Here is a 14,781-nt window from a genome sequence, read left to right as displayed (position 1 = left end):
TCCAGATCTACAAAACGCCGCTTAACGAACCGGCCCCACCCTCAACGCCCCAGCGGCAAGGCCACGCCGATCAATGCGAACAAGCTCCCACAACTGCGGTTGAAGCCCCTGCCACCTTTGGCCAGCCAGGGCCGCACGCGAAACGCCAGGCGTGCCAACAGGTACTCGACAAGAAACTCCACGCTGGCGAAGGTCGCCGCCATGACCACGAACTGCAGCGCCAGCCCGCGCTGGGGGTCGATGAACTGCGGCAGGAAGGCGCCGTAGAACAGCAATACCTTTGGATTGGCCATGGCCGACAGGAAGCCCTGGCGGAACAGCCCTGCATTACCCAGGCGTGCCCCGCCGTCGGCCAGTTCCAGGCGCATCGCCGGGCTGCGCCACAGCTGGATGCCCAGCCATACCAGGTAGGCGCCGCCGACCCACTTGAGTACCTGCAGCACCGAGGCCGAGGTGTGCAGCAGGGCGCTGAGGCCGAACATGGCCAAGGCGATCAGGGCGCTGAAGCCGAACACCCCGCCGACGATGGTGAACAGAGTGCGCCGGGCGCCGTACAGCGCGCCGTGGGTCAGGGCCAGCAGGCTGTTCGGGCCAGGGGTCAGCGACAGGCCGATGCTCGCCAGCAGGTAGATGAGCCAGGTATCCAGTGCCATGGGAAATGCCTTCGTGTTTCGGGTGGCGCCAGTCTAGGGGACGGCGGCCCGATCGAAGGGTAATATCTGGACATTCTTGAGTATTAACTGGACATGCCTGCCATGACCCCCGACATCCGTCTGTTGATCCTGCCGCTGCCGGAGTTCGCCTTGCTGCCGTTCGGTGCGTTCCTCGACAAGCTGCGTTTCAGCGCCGACGACGAGGACTACAGCCGTCAGCGCTACTGCAGTTGGACCTTGCTGGGCCTGACCGACGAGCCAGTGACCTCGAGCAGCGGGGCGGTGGTACAGGTCGACATGACACCCACGCAGCTCGACCTGCGCGGCTTCGACTACCTGGTGCTGTTCGGCGGGCGCAGTGCCGGTGCCACCGCAGCCCTGGCGCCGCGCTACAAGGCCCTGCTCAAGCGTGCCGCCAAGGCCGGGGTGAAGTTGGTGGGAGTGGACAACGGCGCCTTTCTGCTGGCGGCCTGCGGCTTGCTGGACGGCCACAAGGTGGTGGTGCACTGGCGCCACGAGGCGGAGTTCCGGGCCTCTTTTCCGCATCTGCAGGTGTTGCCCGAGCAGTTGTACTGTTTCGACGGTGCGCGTATCACCTGCGCAGGCGGCACCGCGGCCATCGACCTGGCGGTAGAATTGCTGTCCCGTGCCTGCGGCCGGGCGCGGGCGCTCAAGGGGCTGGCCGACATGCTGGTGGACGAGACCCGCGACAGTCGCCATGCCTTGCGCTCGCTGGAGGCCGGGGCAGGGCAGGGGCGCCAAGTGCAGCGGGCCACGGCGCTGATGCGCCACCACCTGGGGGCTCGGTTGTCGATCGAGGAGGTGGCGGCGCAACTGGGTGTCAGCCGGCGCCAGCTCGATCGCCAGTTCCAGGCCAGCCATGGCATGAGCGCCAAGGCCTGGTGGCTGGAGATGCGCCTGCAGCAGGCGCGTTGGCGGCTGCTCAACTCAAGCCATGGGCTGGCGCAGATTGCCGATGAGGTGGGGTTGGGGGATGCCAGCTACCTGGGCAAGTGCGTGCGGCGGCGGTTCGGCTGCTCGGCCCGGGCGTTGCGTAGGCATGGTGGCGGCGCATGAATCCATGCAGTTGGGGCCGCTTCGCGCCCCATCGCCGGCAAGCCGACTCCCACAGGGGGCTGCGGTGTTCACGAATCATGTGCCATGCAGAGGACTGTGTGGGGGGCTTGCCGGCGATGGGCTGCAAAGCAGCCCCGGGCTCGCGAAGAAACTCGCAGAGAACTTGCCTACTTTACTGCGGGGTGCCGAACAACCCGGTCCAGTAGATCCCGGCATCGCTCTTGGGGTCTACCGCATAGGCCGCGCCCAGTTCGCTGAAGTCCGGATTCATCAAGGTGGCGCAGTGCCCCGGGCTGGCCAGCCAGCCGTCGACCACCTTGCGCGGCGTGTCGCGGCCGGCGGCGATGGTCTCGCCGATCTGCCGGTACAGGTAGCCGGCCAGCTCCGCGCGATCGCCCGGGGTACGGCCGTCGTGGTCGATATGGTCGAAGAAGTTCTGGTTGGCCATGGCCCGCGTGTGGTTGGCGGCCACCCCGGCCAGGGTGTTGTTCCAGCCCAGGGCCGCAGCGGCGGCGAACGGTTGCCCGCCACACTGGCGCGGTACCTTGCGGGCGGCGTTGACTTCCTGCAGCAGCTTCTGGCCCTCTTGCTGCCAGTCGCCCAGGCGTGCGCTGAGCAACGGGCGGGCCAGAACGATGCGCCAGTCGCGGCCTTCCTGGCTGACGCCGATGTCGACGAACTGCGGGTCGAGCACCACTTGGCAGAAGCTCTCCTCGATGGCACCCATCGCCGCCCGGGCATCGCGCGGGCCCGACAGGCTGATGGCCTGGACATTGACCATCGGGTAGGCGGCGCGCGTCATGGCCTGCTGCAGGTCGCGGGTACCCTCCGGCGACAAGGCCAGGCGGGTGTCGCTGTTGAGCGGTGGCAACTCCAGCGAGGCCTCGCCGCCGCAGGGTTGGGCCTGGCTGCGGTAGGCATTGATCGAGTCGATCAGTTGCCCTTCTTCGCCGCTGAACGCCAGGGCGCTGGCGGACACGGCCAGCCCCAGCGACAGGGCGGCAAACCGGGCAACGGATGAGAGGACGCGCATGAAGATCTCCCTATGACTGGCAACGCCTAGGTGTGCGCTGCTCATCGTACACAAGCGCAGGGCTTTTGGCCCGGCCTTGTGTACGGCAAAAAACGGCCGGCAATCGATTGCGCGCGGCAAAAGGGGAAGTAGACCACTGGTCGCCGAGAAAGTGCAGTCATTTGCTAATAATTCGTAATTTCGGCTAGAAACAATACTCAGTCGCTGATGCGCGCTCATTTGCCAGGAAGGCCTCCACCCATTTGCACCAGGAGCCTTTCATGGCCCGAACCTGTCCTTCTCGTCCGACCTTGCTGGCCCTCTGCTGTTCCGTTGCCATCACCGCCCAGGGGGCCGATGGCCCCATCGAATTGGACCCCACCGCCGTCAGCGCCGACGCTGTCAAGGCCCCACCCGGCGCTCTGCCTGAGCCCTTCGCCGGTGGCCAGGTGGCCCGGGGCGGGCAGATGGGCGTGCTGGGCAACCAGGACATGATGGACGTGCCGTTCACCATGACCAGCTACACCTCGCAACTGATCGAGGAGCAACAGGCCGAGGACATCGGCGACGTGCTGCTCAACGACCCCTCGGTGCGCCAGTCGTTCGGCTTTGGCAACCAGTCGCAGATCTTCGTCATCCGCGGCTTGCCGCTCAATGGCGATGACGTGGCCTTCAACGGCCTGTACGGTGTGCTGCCACGGCAGATGATCGCCCCCGACGCGCTGGAGCGGGTCGAGGTGTTCAAGGGCCCCAACGCTTTCCTCAACGGTGCCAGCCCCACGGGCTCCGGCCTGGGCGGCAACGTCAACCTGCAGCCCAAGCGTGCCGGCGACACCCCGACCCGGCGCTACACCCAGGACATCAGCACCGATGGACGTCTGGGCGAGCACTTGGACCTCGGCCAGCGCTTCGGCGCCGACAACCACTTCGGCGTGCGCCTGAACCTGTCCCAGCGCGAGGGCGAGACCGCCGTCGACGACCAGAACCAGCGCAGCAAGCTGTTCGTCGCGGGCCTGGACTACCGTGGCGAGGCCCTGCGCCTGTCCGCCGACATCGGCTACCAGAAGCAGCGGGTCAACCACATGCGCAACTCGGTGCGCCTGAACGCGGGCCTGGATGACATCCCACGGGCACCCGACGCCGACCACAACTACGGGCAGAAGTGGGCCTGGACCGAGACCGAGGACACCTTCGGCATGCTGCGCGGCGACTACGCCTTCGACGACAACTGGAGCGGCTACCTGGCCGGCGGCGTCAAGCACACCCACGAGAACGGTTTCTACGGCACGCCGATCCTCACCGATGCCGGCACTGGCGCGGCCACCATCGGCGGTTCGAAGATCCCCCACAACGAGGACAACACCAGCTTCATGGGCGGCATCAACGGCCGTTTCCAGACCGGCCCGGTCAGCCACCAGCTCAATCTCGGCGCGGCGATCATCTGGACTCAGCAGGAAAACGCCTTCGTCTTCTACAACTCGCAGGCCACCAACCTCTACCGCACCGACCCACTGCCCAAGCCGACCACGCCGTCCTTCGTCGGCGGCAAGCTGGACGACCCGGGCGTGACCGGCAAGACCCGCAACCGCAGCATCGCGCTGTCCGACACCGTGGGCCTGTTCGACGACACCCTGCTGCTCACCGCTGGCGTGCGTCGCCAGCAACTGCGCGTGGAGGGCTATGCCTATGACGGCGAGGGCCCGGATGCCGGCCGTACGGCGTTCTACGACGAGTCGGTCACCACGCCGGTGTACGGCATCGTCTACAAGCTCAACCCGTCGATCTCGTTGTATGCCAACCGCATCGAAGGCCTGGCCCAGGGCCCGACCGCCTCGGGCGAGGTGGTCAACGCCGGCGAAGTCTTCCCGCCGGCCAAGACCAAGCAGATCGAGGCCGGCGTCAAGTTCGACTACCAGACCTTCGGCGCCAACCTGGCGCTGTTTCGCATCGAGCGCCCCACTGACGGCTTCGTCCAGGGCAACGTGTTCGTCCAGGATGGCGAGCAGGTCAACAAGGGCATCGAGCTGAGCGTGTTCGGCGAGCCAGTGCGGGGTTTGCGCCTGATGGCCGGCGGCACGCGCATGGACACCGAGCTGAAGAACACCCTGGACGGTGCCAACGATGGCAACCATGCGGTCGGCGTGCCGACCTTCCAGCTCAACGCCAGCGTCGACTGGGACGTCCCGGGCCTGGACGGAGTATCGCTCAATGCCCGCATGCTGCGTACCGGCGGGCAATACGCCGACCCGGCCAACAACCTCAGCCTGCCGACCTGGAACCGTTTCGACGTCGGCGCCCGCTACCGCTTCAAGGTGCAGGAAAAGGACATCACCCTGCGGGTCAACGTCGAGAACCTCAGCGACAAGAACTACTGGGCCTCGGCCAACGGCGGCTACCTGACCCAGGGCGATCCGCGCTTGGTCAAGTTCTCCGGCAGCATCGACTTCTGAGGGCGCCGCAAGCTTCAAGCCGATTGGCGCAGGATGTGATGCCTATGCCCGGCCCCCACAAGCGCCGCCTGCTTTTTCTTGCAGATAAAAAAAGCCCCGCAGACCAAGGCCGGCGGGGCAAGGCGGTTGGGGGAGGAGCCAACCAAAGGAGTCGTTGAGGCGTTGAAGGTCAGTGCGCGCTGGCCAGTGTCTCAGGCTGCCAGCCGCCACCGAGCGCCTTGTAGATGGCCACGATGCCCTGGTACAGCTCGACCTCGCCCTGGGCCTGGGCATCCTCGGCGCCCAGCCGTTCGCGCTCGGCATCGAGCAGCACCAGGTAGTCCACCGTCCCCTCGCGGTAGCGCACCGAGGCCAGGTCCGCCGCCTTGCGGCTGGCCTCGCTCTGGCGTATCAGCGCCAGCAGGCGTTGCTGGCGCTTGCCGTAATCGCTGAAGGCATTGGCCGACTCTTCCAGGGCCAGCAGCACCTGCTGCTCGTAGTTGGCCAGGGCGCCCTCGGCATCGGCCTTGGCGCCGCGCAGGCGGGCGCGCACGCTGCCCAGGTCGAAGGCCGCCCAGGTAATGCTCGGGCCCAGTGCCCAGGCATTGGCCGCCGACGAGCCGATCTGCGAACCACGGGCGGCGGTAAAGCCGAGAAAGCCGCTGAGGCTGACCCGGGGGAACAGGTCGGCGGTGGCCACGCCGACAGTGGCCGTGGCCGCGGCCAGTTGCCGTTCGGCGCTGCGGATGTCCGGGCGGCGGCGCAGCAGTTCGCCCGGGTCGCCCACCGGCAGGGCCTTGGCGATCGCCGGCAACTGCCGGGGCGAGAGGTCGACACCCAGGTTGTCGGGGCGCTGGCCAAGCAGGGTGGCGATGCGGTTGCGCGCGCGCACCTGCTCGGCCTGCAACTGCGGCACGGTGGCCTCGACGGCCGCCAGACGCGCATCGGCACGGACCACGTCCAGTTCGTTGCCGACCCCGGCATCGCGCAGGGTTTCGGTGATGCTGCGCGATTCCTGCTGGGTCTTGAGGTTGGCCAGGGCGATCTTTTCACGCAGCTGCGCACCACGCAGTTGGCCATAGGCGTCCACCAGCTCGGCGATCAGGCTGACCTGCAACTGCTGCAGATCGGCCGCGGCCGCGGCTTCCTGGGCTTCGCTGGCCTCGATCTGGCGTTGGATGCGGCCGAACAGGTCGAGCTCCCAGGCCATGTCCAGGCCCAGGTCATAGCGCTCGCTGTTGACCCGCCGCTCGGTCTGGCCTGGCACCTGGCCCTTGCCGATCTCGCTGCTGGCGCGGCTGGTGACCACCGGGAACGGGTCGTTCTCGGCATCCTCGCGGATCGCCCGTGCCGCCTTGAGCCGGGCGAAGGCCACGCGCAGGTCGCGGTTGCCTTGCAGCGAGGCCTGCACCAGCTGGTTCAGCACCGGGTCGTCGAACTGCTTCCACCACAGGCGCTCGAAGCGGTCGCGGTCGAAGGCCTTGGCCTGCACCGCGCTGTCGAAACGCGCAGGCTCGGTGGCCGGTGCCTGGTAGTCCGGGCCCACCGCGCAGGCCGCCAGGGCCAGCGCCAGCAGGCTCGGGGTCAGGGGTTTGAGCAGGTTCATGCATGGCTCTCCAGCGGTTGTGCGGGGGCGGCCTTGCGGGCCTGCCGGCGCTCGACGAAACGGCGGATCAGGAAGAAGAACACCGGGGTCAGGAACAGGCCGAACACGGTCACCCCGATCATCCCCGAGAACACCGCGACCCCCATGGCATGGCGCATCTCGGCACCGGCGCCGGAGGAGAACACCAGCGGCACCACCCCCATGATGAAGGCGATCGAGGTCATCAGGATCGGCCGCAAGCGCAGGCGGCAGGCTTCCAGTACCGCGGCCAGCGGGTCGAGGCCCTCGGCCTGCTTGTCCTTGGCGAACTCGACGATGAGGATGGCGTTCTTGCACGCCAGGCCCACCAGCACGATCAGGCCGATCTGGGTGAAGATGTTGTTGTCGCTGCCAGAGAGGATCACCCCGGTGATGGCCGACAGTAGGGTCATCGGCACGATCAGGATCACCGCCAGCGGCAGGCTCCAGCTCTCGTACTGGGCGGCCAGCACCAGGAAGGCCAGCAGCACGCAGAGCGGGAAGACGAACAGCGCGGTGTTGCCCGCCAGGATCTGCTGGTAGGTCAGGTCGGTCCATTCGAAGGTCATGCCGTTGGGCAACTCCTCGCGCAGCAGTTTCTCCATCGCCGCCTCGGCCTGGCCGGAGCTGTAGCCGGGCGCCGCGGCGCCGTTGATCTCGGCGGTGATGAAGCCGTTGTAGTGCATGACCCGGTCAGGCCCGGAGGTGTCGCTGACCTTGATGAAGGTCGCCAGTGGAATCATCTCGCCCAGGTTGTTGCGCACCTTCAACTGGCCGATCTGCTCGGCATCGAGGCGGAACTGCTGCTCGGCCTGGACGTTGACCTGGTAGGTACGGCCGAAGCGGTTGAAGTCGTTGGTGTACAACGAGCCCAGGTAGATCTGCAGGGTCTCGAAGATGTCGTTGATGGCCACGCCGTGGGTCTTGGCCTTCTCCCGGTCGATGGCGGCATCGACCTGCGGCACGTTGACCTGGTAGCTGGTGAACAGGCCCGCCAGTTCCGGCACCTCCTGGCTCTTGGCGATGATGTGCTGGGTCTCCTTGTACAGCGCCTCGTAGCCCAGGTTGCCGCGGTCCTCGATCTGCAGGCGGAAGCCGCCGATGGTGCCCAGGCCCTGCACGGGCGGTGGCGGGAAGATCGCGATGTAGGCGTCCTGGATGTCGGCGAACTTGGCGTTCAGCGCCGCGGCGATGGCAGCGGCCGACTGGCTCGGGTCCTTACGCTCGTCGAACGGCTTGAGCGGGGTGAACACGATGCCGCTGTTGGGGCTGTTGGTGAAACCGTTGATCGACAGGCCCGGGAAGGCCACCGAGTCGGCCACCCCCGGTTGTTCCAGGGCGATCTCGCTCATCTTCTTGATCACCGCCTCGGTGCGGTCGAGGCTGGCGGCATCCGGCAGTTGGGCGAAGGCCACCAGGTACTGCTTGTCCTGCGCCGGGACGAAGCCGGTCGGGGTGGACGAGAAGCCCAGGTAGGTCAGGCCCATGAGCCCGGCATAGACGAACAGGGCGATGCCGCTGGAGCGGATGACCCGGCGCACGCCGCCGACATAGCGGTTGCTGGCGCGATCGAAGAAACGGTTGAACGGGGCGAACAGCCAGCCGCCGAACAGCCGCTCGAGCAGGCGCGAGAAACGGTCCTTGGGCGCATGGTGTTCCTTGAGCAGCACGGCGGCCAAGGCCGGCGACAGGGTCAGCGAGTTGAACGCCGAGATCACCGTGGAAATGGCGATGGTCAGGGCGAATTGCTTGTAGAACTGCCCGGTGAGGCCGGAGATGAACGCCGCCGGCACGAACACCGCACACAGCACCAGGGCGGTGGCGATGATCGGCCCGGTCACTTCGCTCATGGCCTTCTGCGTCGCCTCCAGGGGCTTGAGGCCCAGGCCGATGTTGCGCTCGACGTTCTCCACCACGACGATGGCGTCGTCCACCACGATACCGATGGCCAGCACCAGGCCGAACAGCGACAGGGCATTGAGCGAGAAGCCGAACAGGTGCATCACCGCGAAGGTACCGATCAGCGAGACCGGCACGGCCATCAGCGGGATGATCGAGGCGCGCCAGGTCTGCAGGAACAGGATCACCACCAGCACCACCAGCACCAGGGCCTCGAACAGGGTGTGCACCACCGCCTCGATGGAGCCGCGGACGAACACGGTCGGGTCATAGACGATGCTGTAGTCCATGCCTTCGGGGAAGTCCTTCTTCAGCTCGGCCATCTTCGCCCGCACCTCGTCGGAGATCTCGATGGCGTTGGAGCCCGGGCGCTGGAAGATCGGAATGGCCACCGCCGGCTGGTTGTTCAGCAGCGAGCGCAGGGCGTACTGGCTGGAGCCCAGCTCGATGCGGGCGATGTCCTTCAGGCGGGTGATCTCGCCGTCGCTGCCGGCGCGGATGATGATGTTCTCGAATTCTTCCTCGTTGACCAGGCGGCCCTGGGTGTTGATCGACAGCTGGAAGCTGGTCGAGCCTGGGGCGGGCGGTGCGCCCAGCTGGCCGGCGGCGACCTGGCGGTTCTGCTCGCGGATCGCCGCGACCACGTCGCTGGCGGTCAGGTTGCGCGAGGCGGTCTTGTTCGGGTCGAGCCATACCCGCAGGGAGTAGTCGCCCATGCCGAACAGTTGCACGTCACCCACGCCGCCCAGGCGCGCCAGCTCGTCCTTGATGTTGAGGATGGCGTAGTTGGACAGGTACAGCATGTCGTAGCGGTCGTCCGGCGAGGTCAGGTGCACGACCATGGTCAGGTCGGGCGAGGCCTTGTCGACGGTGATGCCGATGCGCGTCACTTCCTCGGGCAGCTTGGGCTGGGTCCGGGTGACGCGGTTCTGTACCTGCACCTGGGCGTTGTCCAGGTCGGTGCCCAGGGCGAAGGTGATGGTCAGGGTCAGCTTGCCATCGGCGGTCGACTGGGAGGACATGTACAGCATGTTCTCGACGCCGGTGATGGCCTGCTCCAGGGGCGCGGCGACGGTCTCGCCGATCACCTTGGGGTTGGCGCCGGGGAAGTTGGCGCGCACCACCACGGTCGGCGGCACCACTTCAGGGTATTCGCTGATCGGCAACTGGAACAGCGAGATGCCCCCGGCGATCACCAGCACCAGCGAGAGGACGGCGGCGAAGATCGGCCGGGTGATGAAGAATTTCGAAAAGTTCATGGGTGTCGTTCCTTAACCGCGCGGTGCCTGGGCACTGGCGACTTTCACGCTGGAACCGGCCACCGCTGGCGCCGGGTTGCTGGCCTCCAGGGCCTGGCGCTGGCGGGCGAGGGTGGCGAGGGTTTCCTCGCTGGCCATCGGTGTTTCCTCGGGGGTGACCGGCGAGCCGGGGCGCACCCGCTGCAGGCCCTTGACCACGATGCGGTCGTCCTTGTGCAGGCCGTTGCGCACGATGCGCAGGCCTTCGAGTTTCGGGCCCAGCTCCACGGCGCGGTAGGTCGCCTTGTTGTCCTCGTCCATGACCAGCACGAACTTCTTGCCAAGGTCGGTACCCACGGCCTCGTCGTTGATCAGTACCGCCGAGTAGGTGGCGCTGCCGACCAGCTTCAGGCGCGCGTACAGGCCCGGGGTGAACTGGCCGTCGCGGTTGTCGAACACCGCCCGGCCACGGATGGTGCCGGTGCGCGGGTTGACCTGGTTGTCGACGAAGTTCATCTGGCCCAGGTGCGGGTTGCCAGCCTCGTTGGACAGGCCCAGGTACACCGGGGTGCTCTGGCCGCGCTGGCCGTTGCGGGCCAGTTGGCTGTACTTGAGGTAGACGCGCTCGTCGGCGTCGAAGTAGGCATACACCTTGTCGGTGGACACCACCGTGGTCAGCGGCGTGACGTCGGCGGTGACGATGTTGCCGGCGGTGTACTCGGCGCGGCTGACGCGGCCACTGATCGGCGCGGTGACACGGGTGAAGCTCAGGTTCAGGCGGGCCAGGTCCAGTTGTGCCTGGATCGCCGCGACACCGGCACGGGCTTCGGCGGCGGCGCTGCTGCGCGACTCGGCAAGCTCTGCGGAGATGGCGTTGCTGTCGCGCAGGCGTTCGCCACGGCGGGCCTCGTTCTCGCTGCGGATGGCGGTGGCGCGGGCCTGTTGCAACTGCGCCTCGAGGCGGCGGACCTCGGCCTGGAACGGGCGTGGGTCGATCTGGAACAGCAGGTCGCCTTGCTTGACCTGGGCGCCTTCGGTGAAGGCCACCTGGTCGATCTGCCCGGAGACGCGCGGGCGTACCTCGACGGTTTCCGGTGCTTCCAGGCGGCCGGTGAACTCGTCCCATTCATTGATCGGCTGTTCGATCACCTTGGCCACGCTGACCTTGGGCGCGGCGGGGGCCTGCGCGGCGTCCGGGGTTCGGCCGCAGGCACTGATCACCAGCACTGCCAGGACAGCGAGGGGATAGCGCAAGGGTTTGAGTGATTGTTCCATGGAGAACTCCGCCAATGTATAGAGATAGTGGGCGGATTCTGCGGGGCTGGCGCGTGGGGAACGAATCGAATGGGGCGAAGGTTATTATCACGCGCAATGATATGTCCGCTGGTGGGTAGGTCTGTTAGGAGTTCGGCGCCAAGGGCGTGCTCTATACACTGTGCGGGTTGGCGTTGGTGAACCTGGTTGCAGATCGTGCGCAGGCAGGACTGAGCTGGGGTTGAGGTTCCAGTCTAGTGGTGCCAGGGGCGGCGCTGTCTGTCAGCGGAGGATTTGGTGAACTTGCAGCCCCTTCGCGGGCAAGCCCGCTCCCACATGGTCCTGCAAATCACATCATCTGTGAACGACTCAGCCCTGTGGGAGCGGGCTTGCCCGCGAAGGGGCTGGAAGCAGCCGCCATCCTATGAACGCTCAACCCTCGGCAAAGCGCACCAGGCGTTCCCCGTCCAGCCGGTAGCGGACCCACTCGTCCTGCGGCTCGGCCCCGAGCGACTGGTAGAAGCCGATCGCCGGCTCGTTCCAGTCCAGCACGCTCCACTCCAGGCGGCCGCAGCCGTTTTCCACGGCCTCGCGGGCGATGTGCCGCAGCAACTGGCGGCCAGCACCATCCCCACGCTGTTCAGGGGTCACATACAGGTCCTCCAGGTAGATACCATTGCGCCCCAGCCAGGTGGAATAACTGTAGAAATACACGGCAAAGCCAATGGCCCGACCATCCCGTTCGCAGATCAGGCTGCGCACCGCGCTGCCTTCGCCGAACAGGCTGTGCTCGATGTCGGCGAGGGTCGCCACCACCTCGTGGCGGGCACGCTCGTAGTCGGCCAGCTCGGTGATGAAGGCCAGGATCTGTGCGGCATCGGCAGGCACGGCGGGGCGAATGGTCAGGCTCATGGGGCTTCCTTGTGCTGGGGCAGGTTCTATCTCTGGCTCTGAAACTGTAACGGTACAGTGAGGTGTATTGGTTTAATTTCTTGTAACTGTATAGGTTGTAGGAAAAATCACTCCGCTAGTGTGGCAACACAACCCTCCTTCTGGAAGCCCGCCATGCTCGGTTCTCTCGATCTGCTCACCGCCTTCGTGCTCTTCGCCTTCGTCTCTTCGATCACTCCCGGGCCGAACAACACCATGCTGCTGGCCTCGGGGGTGAACTTCGGGGTGCGGCGTTCGATCCCGCACGCCCTGGGTATCAGCATCGGCTTCATGGTCATGGTGCTGGCGGTGGGCTTTGGCTTGGGCGAGTTGTTCAAGGCCTGGCCGCCGCTGTACAGCATCCTGCGCTACGTGGGCGCCACCTACCTGCTGTACCTGGCCTGGAAGATCGCCACCGCCGGGCCGATCGGCGGCGAGGCCGCGGGCACGGGCAAGCCGCTGGGCTTCTGGGGCGCGGCGGCGTTCCAGTGGGTCAACCCTAAAGCTTGGGTGATGGCGGTGGGGGCGATCACCACCTACACGCCGGCCCAGGGCTATGTCCTCAACGTCATCGTCATCGCCGGGTTGTTCGCCCTGGTCAACCTGCCCAGTGTCGGGGTCTGGGTGATGTTCGGCAGCGCCTTGCGCAACTTCTTGCAGAACCCGCGTTGGCTGATGCTGTTCAATGTCCTGATGGCCCTGTTGCTGGTGATTTCGCTATACCCGCTGCTGTTTGTAGAATCGGCGTTTTCTTGAACCGATGAGTACAGCAGGACGATGCAGCTGATCCCCTGGTCCCATGATTGCGCCGAAGGCTTCACCCTGCGTGGCTGGCGTTCGCCGGCAAGCGGCCGGCCATTGCTGCACTTTCTGCATGGCAACGGCTTCTGCAGCCTGGCCTACCAGCCTTTGCTGATGCGCCTGGGCGAACACTTCGACCTGTGGCTGAGCGATGTCCAGGGCCACGGCGACAGTGACCATGGCGGTGCCTTTCGTGGCTGGAACCGTAGCGCTGCGCTGGCGGTGGAGGCCTTCGAGTCCGGGCGCGGCGAGTACGGCGAGGTGCCGCGCATGGCGCTCGGCCACAGTTTCGGTGGCGTCTTGACGGGTCTGATCCTGGCGAGCGAGCCGCAGCTGTTCAGCCGCGCCGTGCTGCTCGACCCGGTGTTGTTCAGCCGGCGCATGATCGGCGTGATGGGCGCTGCCGCCCTGGTCGGCCTGCATCGGCGCCATGCCCTGGCACGCAAGGCCGCCACCCGCCGCAGCCACTGGCCCGACCGCGAGGCGGCGCTGGCTTCGCTGCAGGGGCGGGGCATCTTCAAGGGCTGGAGCGATGCGGCATTGCAGGCCTATGTGGAACACGCCATCGGCGACTGCGGCGAAGGCGTGGTGCTCAAGTGTCGTCCCAGCCGCGAGGTGGAGATCTTCAGCTCGTTCCCGGCGCGGATGTGGCCGAGCCTGGCGCAAATCCGCACACCGACGCACATCCTGCATGGCGAACAGAGCTACCCCTTCGTCGCGCACTCGGTGCGGCGCCTGGCGGCCATCAACCCACAGGTGAGCGCCCAGCAGGTGCCCGGCGGGCACTGCTTCATGCAGGAAGATCCCGTGGCGGCGGCGGAGCAGGTGCTGGCCTTCCTGCAGCCTTGAGCGCGTGAAAGGTCGGCTGTCCATTCGTCCCATTTTTGGAACGAACAATGCCATTTAGGCTATCTAGCGAAAGATTGGTGCCGCCGATAAGGTTATACCCAGCCAAGAGAGGAGACTTCTCATGAAAAAGATCCTGGGTATCCACCGCAGCCCCCATGCCCATTGGGTGGGTGACGGCTTTCCGGTGCGCAGCCTGTTCACCTACGACAACCTGGCCCGGCATATCAGCCCGTTCCTGCTGCTCGACTACGCCGGCCCCCACGACTTCACGCCGACCGACGCCCGCCGTGGGGTCGGCCAGCATCCGCACCGGGGCTTCGAGACCGTGACCATCGTCTACCAGGGCGAACTGGAACACCGTGACTCCACCGGCGCCGGCGGCCTGATCGGCCCGGGCGATGTGCAGTGGATGACCGCCGCCAACGGCATCCTTCACGAGGAGTTCCATTCGCCGGCCTTCGCCCGCAGCGGCGGTACCCTGGAGATGGTGCAGCTATGGGTCAACCTGCCGGCCCGGGACAAGCGCGCCGCCGCGGGCTACCAGACCCTGCTGGCGGCAGACATCCCGGTGCTGGCGCTGGAAGGCGATGCCGGCAGCCTGCGGGTGATCGCTGGTAGCTACCAGGGCCACCCCGGCCCGGCGCGGACCTTCACCGCCATGGATGTCTGGGACCTGCGCCTGAAAGCCGGTGCCCGCGTGCAACTGCCGGTCGCCGAGGGGCGCAATGCCGCCCTGGTGGTGTTGCGCGGTACCGTGCAGGTCAACGCTGAGCGCGAAGCCGGGCCGGCCAGCCTGGTGCTGCTGCAGCGCGAGGGGGAGCATGTGCAGGTCGAGGCCTTGGAGGATGCCAGCGTGTTGCTGCTCAGCGGCGAGCCGATCGACGAACCCATCGTCGGCTACGGACCGTTCGTGATGAACAGCCAGGCGGAAATCGCCGAGTCGTTCGACGATTTCCACGCCGGACGTTTCGGCCAGATGGCCGGCGCCGGAGAGGGGGCTCACCACTGAGGCATC

Annotated in this window: 11 protein-coding genes; 5 read left to right on the top strand and 6 right to left on the bottom strand. The window is 66.5% G+C overall.

The annotated features are described in order from the left end of the window. Positions 1-41: 41 nt before the first annotated feature. Positions 42-653, bottom strand: a complete 612-nt coding sequence (locus tag ACDI39_RS05430) for a LysE family translocator (protein ID WP_486537949.1) — start codon at positions 651-653, stop codon at positions 42-44. A gap of 102 nt (positions 654-755) precedes the next feature. On the opposite strand from ACDI39_RS05430, the gene ACDI39_RS05425 reads away from it, so the two are divergent. Continuing rightward, a complete protein-coding gene (locus tag ACDI39_RS05425) occupies positions 756-1,730 on the top strand; it encodes a GlxA family transcriptional regulator (RefSeq protein ID WP_253091459.1) in 975 nt (324 codons plus the stop codon). 172 nt (positions 1,731-1,902) lie between these two features. Here ACDI39_RS05425 and ACDI39_RS05420 read toward each other — a convergent pair whose 3' ends face one another. After that, complete coding sequence (locus ACDI39_RS05420; RefSeq protein ID WP_253080232.1) at positions 1,903-2,763, bottom strand: CAP domain-containing protein; 861 nt, start codon at positions 2,761-2,763, stop codon at positions 1,903-1,905. Positions 2,764-3,023: 260 nt separating this feature from the next. Here ACDI39_RS05420 and ACDI39_RS05415 point away from each other — a divergent pair, with 260 nt between their 5' ends. Beyond that, positions 3,024-5,192 (top strand): TonB-dependent receptor, encoded by a 2,169-nt coding sequence (locus ACDI39_RS05415; RefSeq protein ID WP_225789054.1) that lies wholly within the window; start codon positions 3,024-3,026, stop codon positions 5,190-5,192. A 169-nt stretch (positions 5,193-5,361) separates the two neighbouring features. Here the strand turns inward: ACDI39_RS05415 and ACDI39_RS05410 are convergent, their stop codons facing one another. From ACDI39_RS05410 to ACDI39_RS05395, 4 genes are all read right to left on the bottom strand, one after another. Continuing rightward, complete coding sequence (locus tag ACDI39_RS05410) at positions 5,362-6,777, bottom strand: efflux transporter outer membrane subunit (RefSeq protein ID WP_225789055.1); 1,416 nt, start codon at positions 6,775-6,777, stop codon at positions 5,362-5,364. Continuing rightward, the gene (locus tag ACDI39_RS05405; RefSeq protein ID WP_225789056.1) at positions 6,774-9,953 is read right to left on the bottom strand and encodes an efflux RND transporter permease subunit; all 3,180 of its coding nucleotides are present in this window, start codon (positions 9,951-9,953) and stop codon (positions 6,774-6,776) included. Before ACDI39_RS05405 ends, ACDI39_RS05410 begins: the two co-directional genes overlap by 4 nt. 12 nt (positions 9,954-9,965) lie before the next feature. Next, the gene (gene mexE, locus ACDI39_RS05400) at positions 9,966-11,207 is read right to left on the bottom strand and encodes a multidrug efflux RND transporter periplasmic adaptor subunit MexE (protein WP_225789057.1); all 1,242 of its coding nucleotides are present in this window, start codon (positions 11,205-11,207) and stop codon (positions 9,966-9,968) included. Positions 11,208-11,618: 411 nt separating this feature from the next. Continuing rightward, positions 11,619-12,098 carry a GNAT family N-acetyltransferase gene (locus ACDI39_RS05395; RefSeq protein ID WP_225789058.1) on the bottom strand — a complete coding sequence of 160 codons (480 nt, stop codon included), beginning with the start codon at positions 12,096-12,098 and terminating at the stop codon, positions 11,619-11,621. Positions 12,099-12,251: 153 nt separating this feature from the next. On the opposite strand from ACDI39_RS05395, the gene ACDI39_RS05390 reads away from it, so the two are divergent. From ACDI39_RS05390 to ACDI39_RS05380, 3 genes are all read left to right on the top strand, one after another. Continuing rightward, the gene (locus tag ACDI39_RS05390; protein WP_225789059.1) at positions 12,252-12,872 is read left to right on the top strand and encodes a LysE family translocator; all 621 of its coding nucleotides are present in this window, start codon (positions 12,252-12,254) and stop codon (positions 12,870-12,872) included. 21 nt (positions 12,873-12,893) lie between these two features. Further along, a complete protein-coding gene (locus ACDI39_RS05385; RefSeq protein ID WP_253080234.1) occupies positions 12,894-13,766 on the top strand; it encodes an alpha/beta fold hydrolase in 873 nt (290 codons plus the stop codon). A 121-nt stretch (positions 13,767-13,887) separates the two neighbouring features. Next, positions 13,888-14,775 (top strand): pirin family protein, encoded by an 888-nt coding sequence (locus ACDI39_RS05380; protein ID WP_486537943.1) that lies wholly within the window; start codon positions 13,888-13,890, stop codon positions 14,773-14,775. The last annotated feature ends 6 nt before the right edge of the window (positions 14,776-14,781 follow it).

The organism is Pseudomonas sp. Tun-23181, from assembly GCF_057415455.1.
This window is presented reverse-complemented; position numbering and strand designations above follow the sequence as displayed.

Excerpts from the sequence above, each read along its gene's own strand:
- ACDI39_RS05430 (WP_486537949.1), bottom strand. The coding sequence starts at position 653 with ATGGCACTGGATACCTGGCTCATCTACCTGCTGGCGAGCATCGGCCTG.
- ACDI39_RS05425 (WP_253091459.1), top strand. The coding sequence starts at position 756 with ATGACCCCCGACATCCGTCTGTTGATCCTGCCGCTGCCGGAGTTCGCC.
- ACDI39_RS05420 (WP_253080232.1), bottom strand. The coding sequence starts at position 2,763 with ATGCGCGTCCTCTCATCCGTTGCCCGGTTTGCCGCCCTGTCGCTGGGG.
- ACDI39_RS05415 (WP_225789054.1), top strand. The coding sequence starts at position 3,024 with ATGGCCCGAACCTGTCCTTCTCGTCCGACCTTGCTGGCCCTCTGCTGT.
- ACDI39_RS05410 (WP_225789055.1), bottom strand. The coding sequence starts at position 6,777 with ATGAACCTGCTCAAACCCCTGACCCCGAGCCTGCTGGCGCTGGCCCTG.
- ACDI39_RS05405 (WP_225789056.1), bottom strand. The coding sequence starts at position 9,953 with ATGAACTTTTCGAAATTCTTCATCACCCGGCCGATCTTCGCCGCCGTC.
- mexE (WP_225789057.1), bottom strand. The coding sequence starts at position 11,207 with ATGGAACAATCACTCAAACCCTTGCGCTATCCCCTCGCTGTCCTGGCA.
- ACDI39_RS05395 (WP_225789058.1), bottom strand. The coding sequence starts at position 12,098 with ATGAGCCTGACCATTCGCCCCGCCGTGCCTGCCGATGCCGCACAGATC.
- ACDI39_RS05390 (WP_225789059.1), top strand. The coding sequence starts at position 12,252 with ATGCTCGGTTCTCTCGATCTGCTCACCGCCTTCGTGCTCTTCGCCTTC.
- ACDI39_RS05385 (WP_253080234.1), top strand. The coding sequence starts at position 12,894 with ATGCAGCTGATCCCCTGGTCCCATGATTGCGCCGAAGGCTTCACCCTG.
- ACDI39_RS05380 (WP_486537943.1), top strand. The coding sequence starts at position 13,888 with ATGAAAAAGATCCTGGGTATCCACCGCAGCCCCCATGCCCATTGGGTG.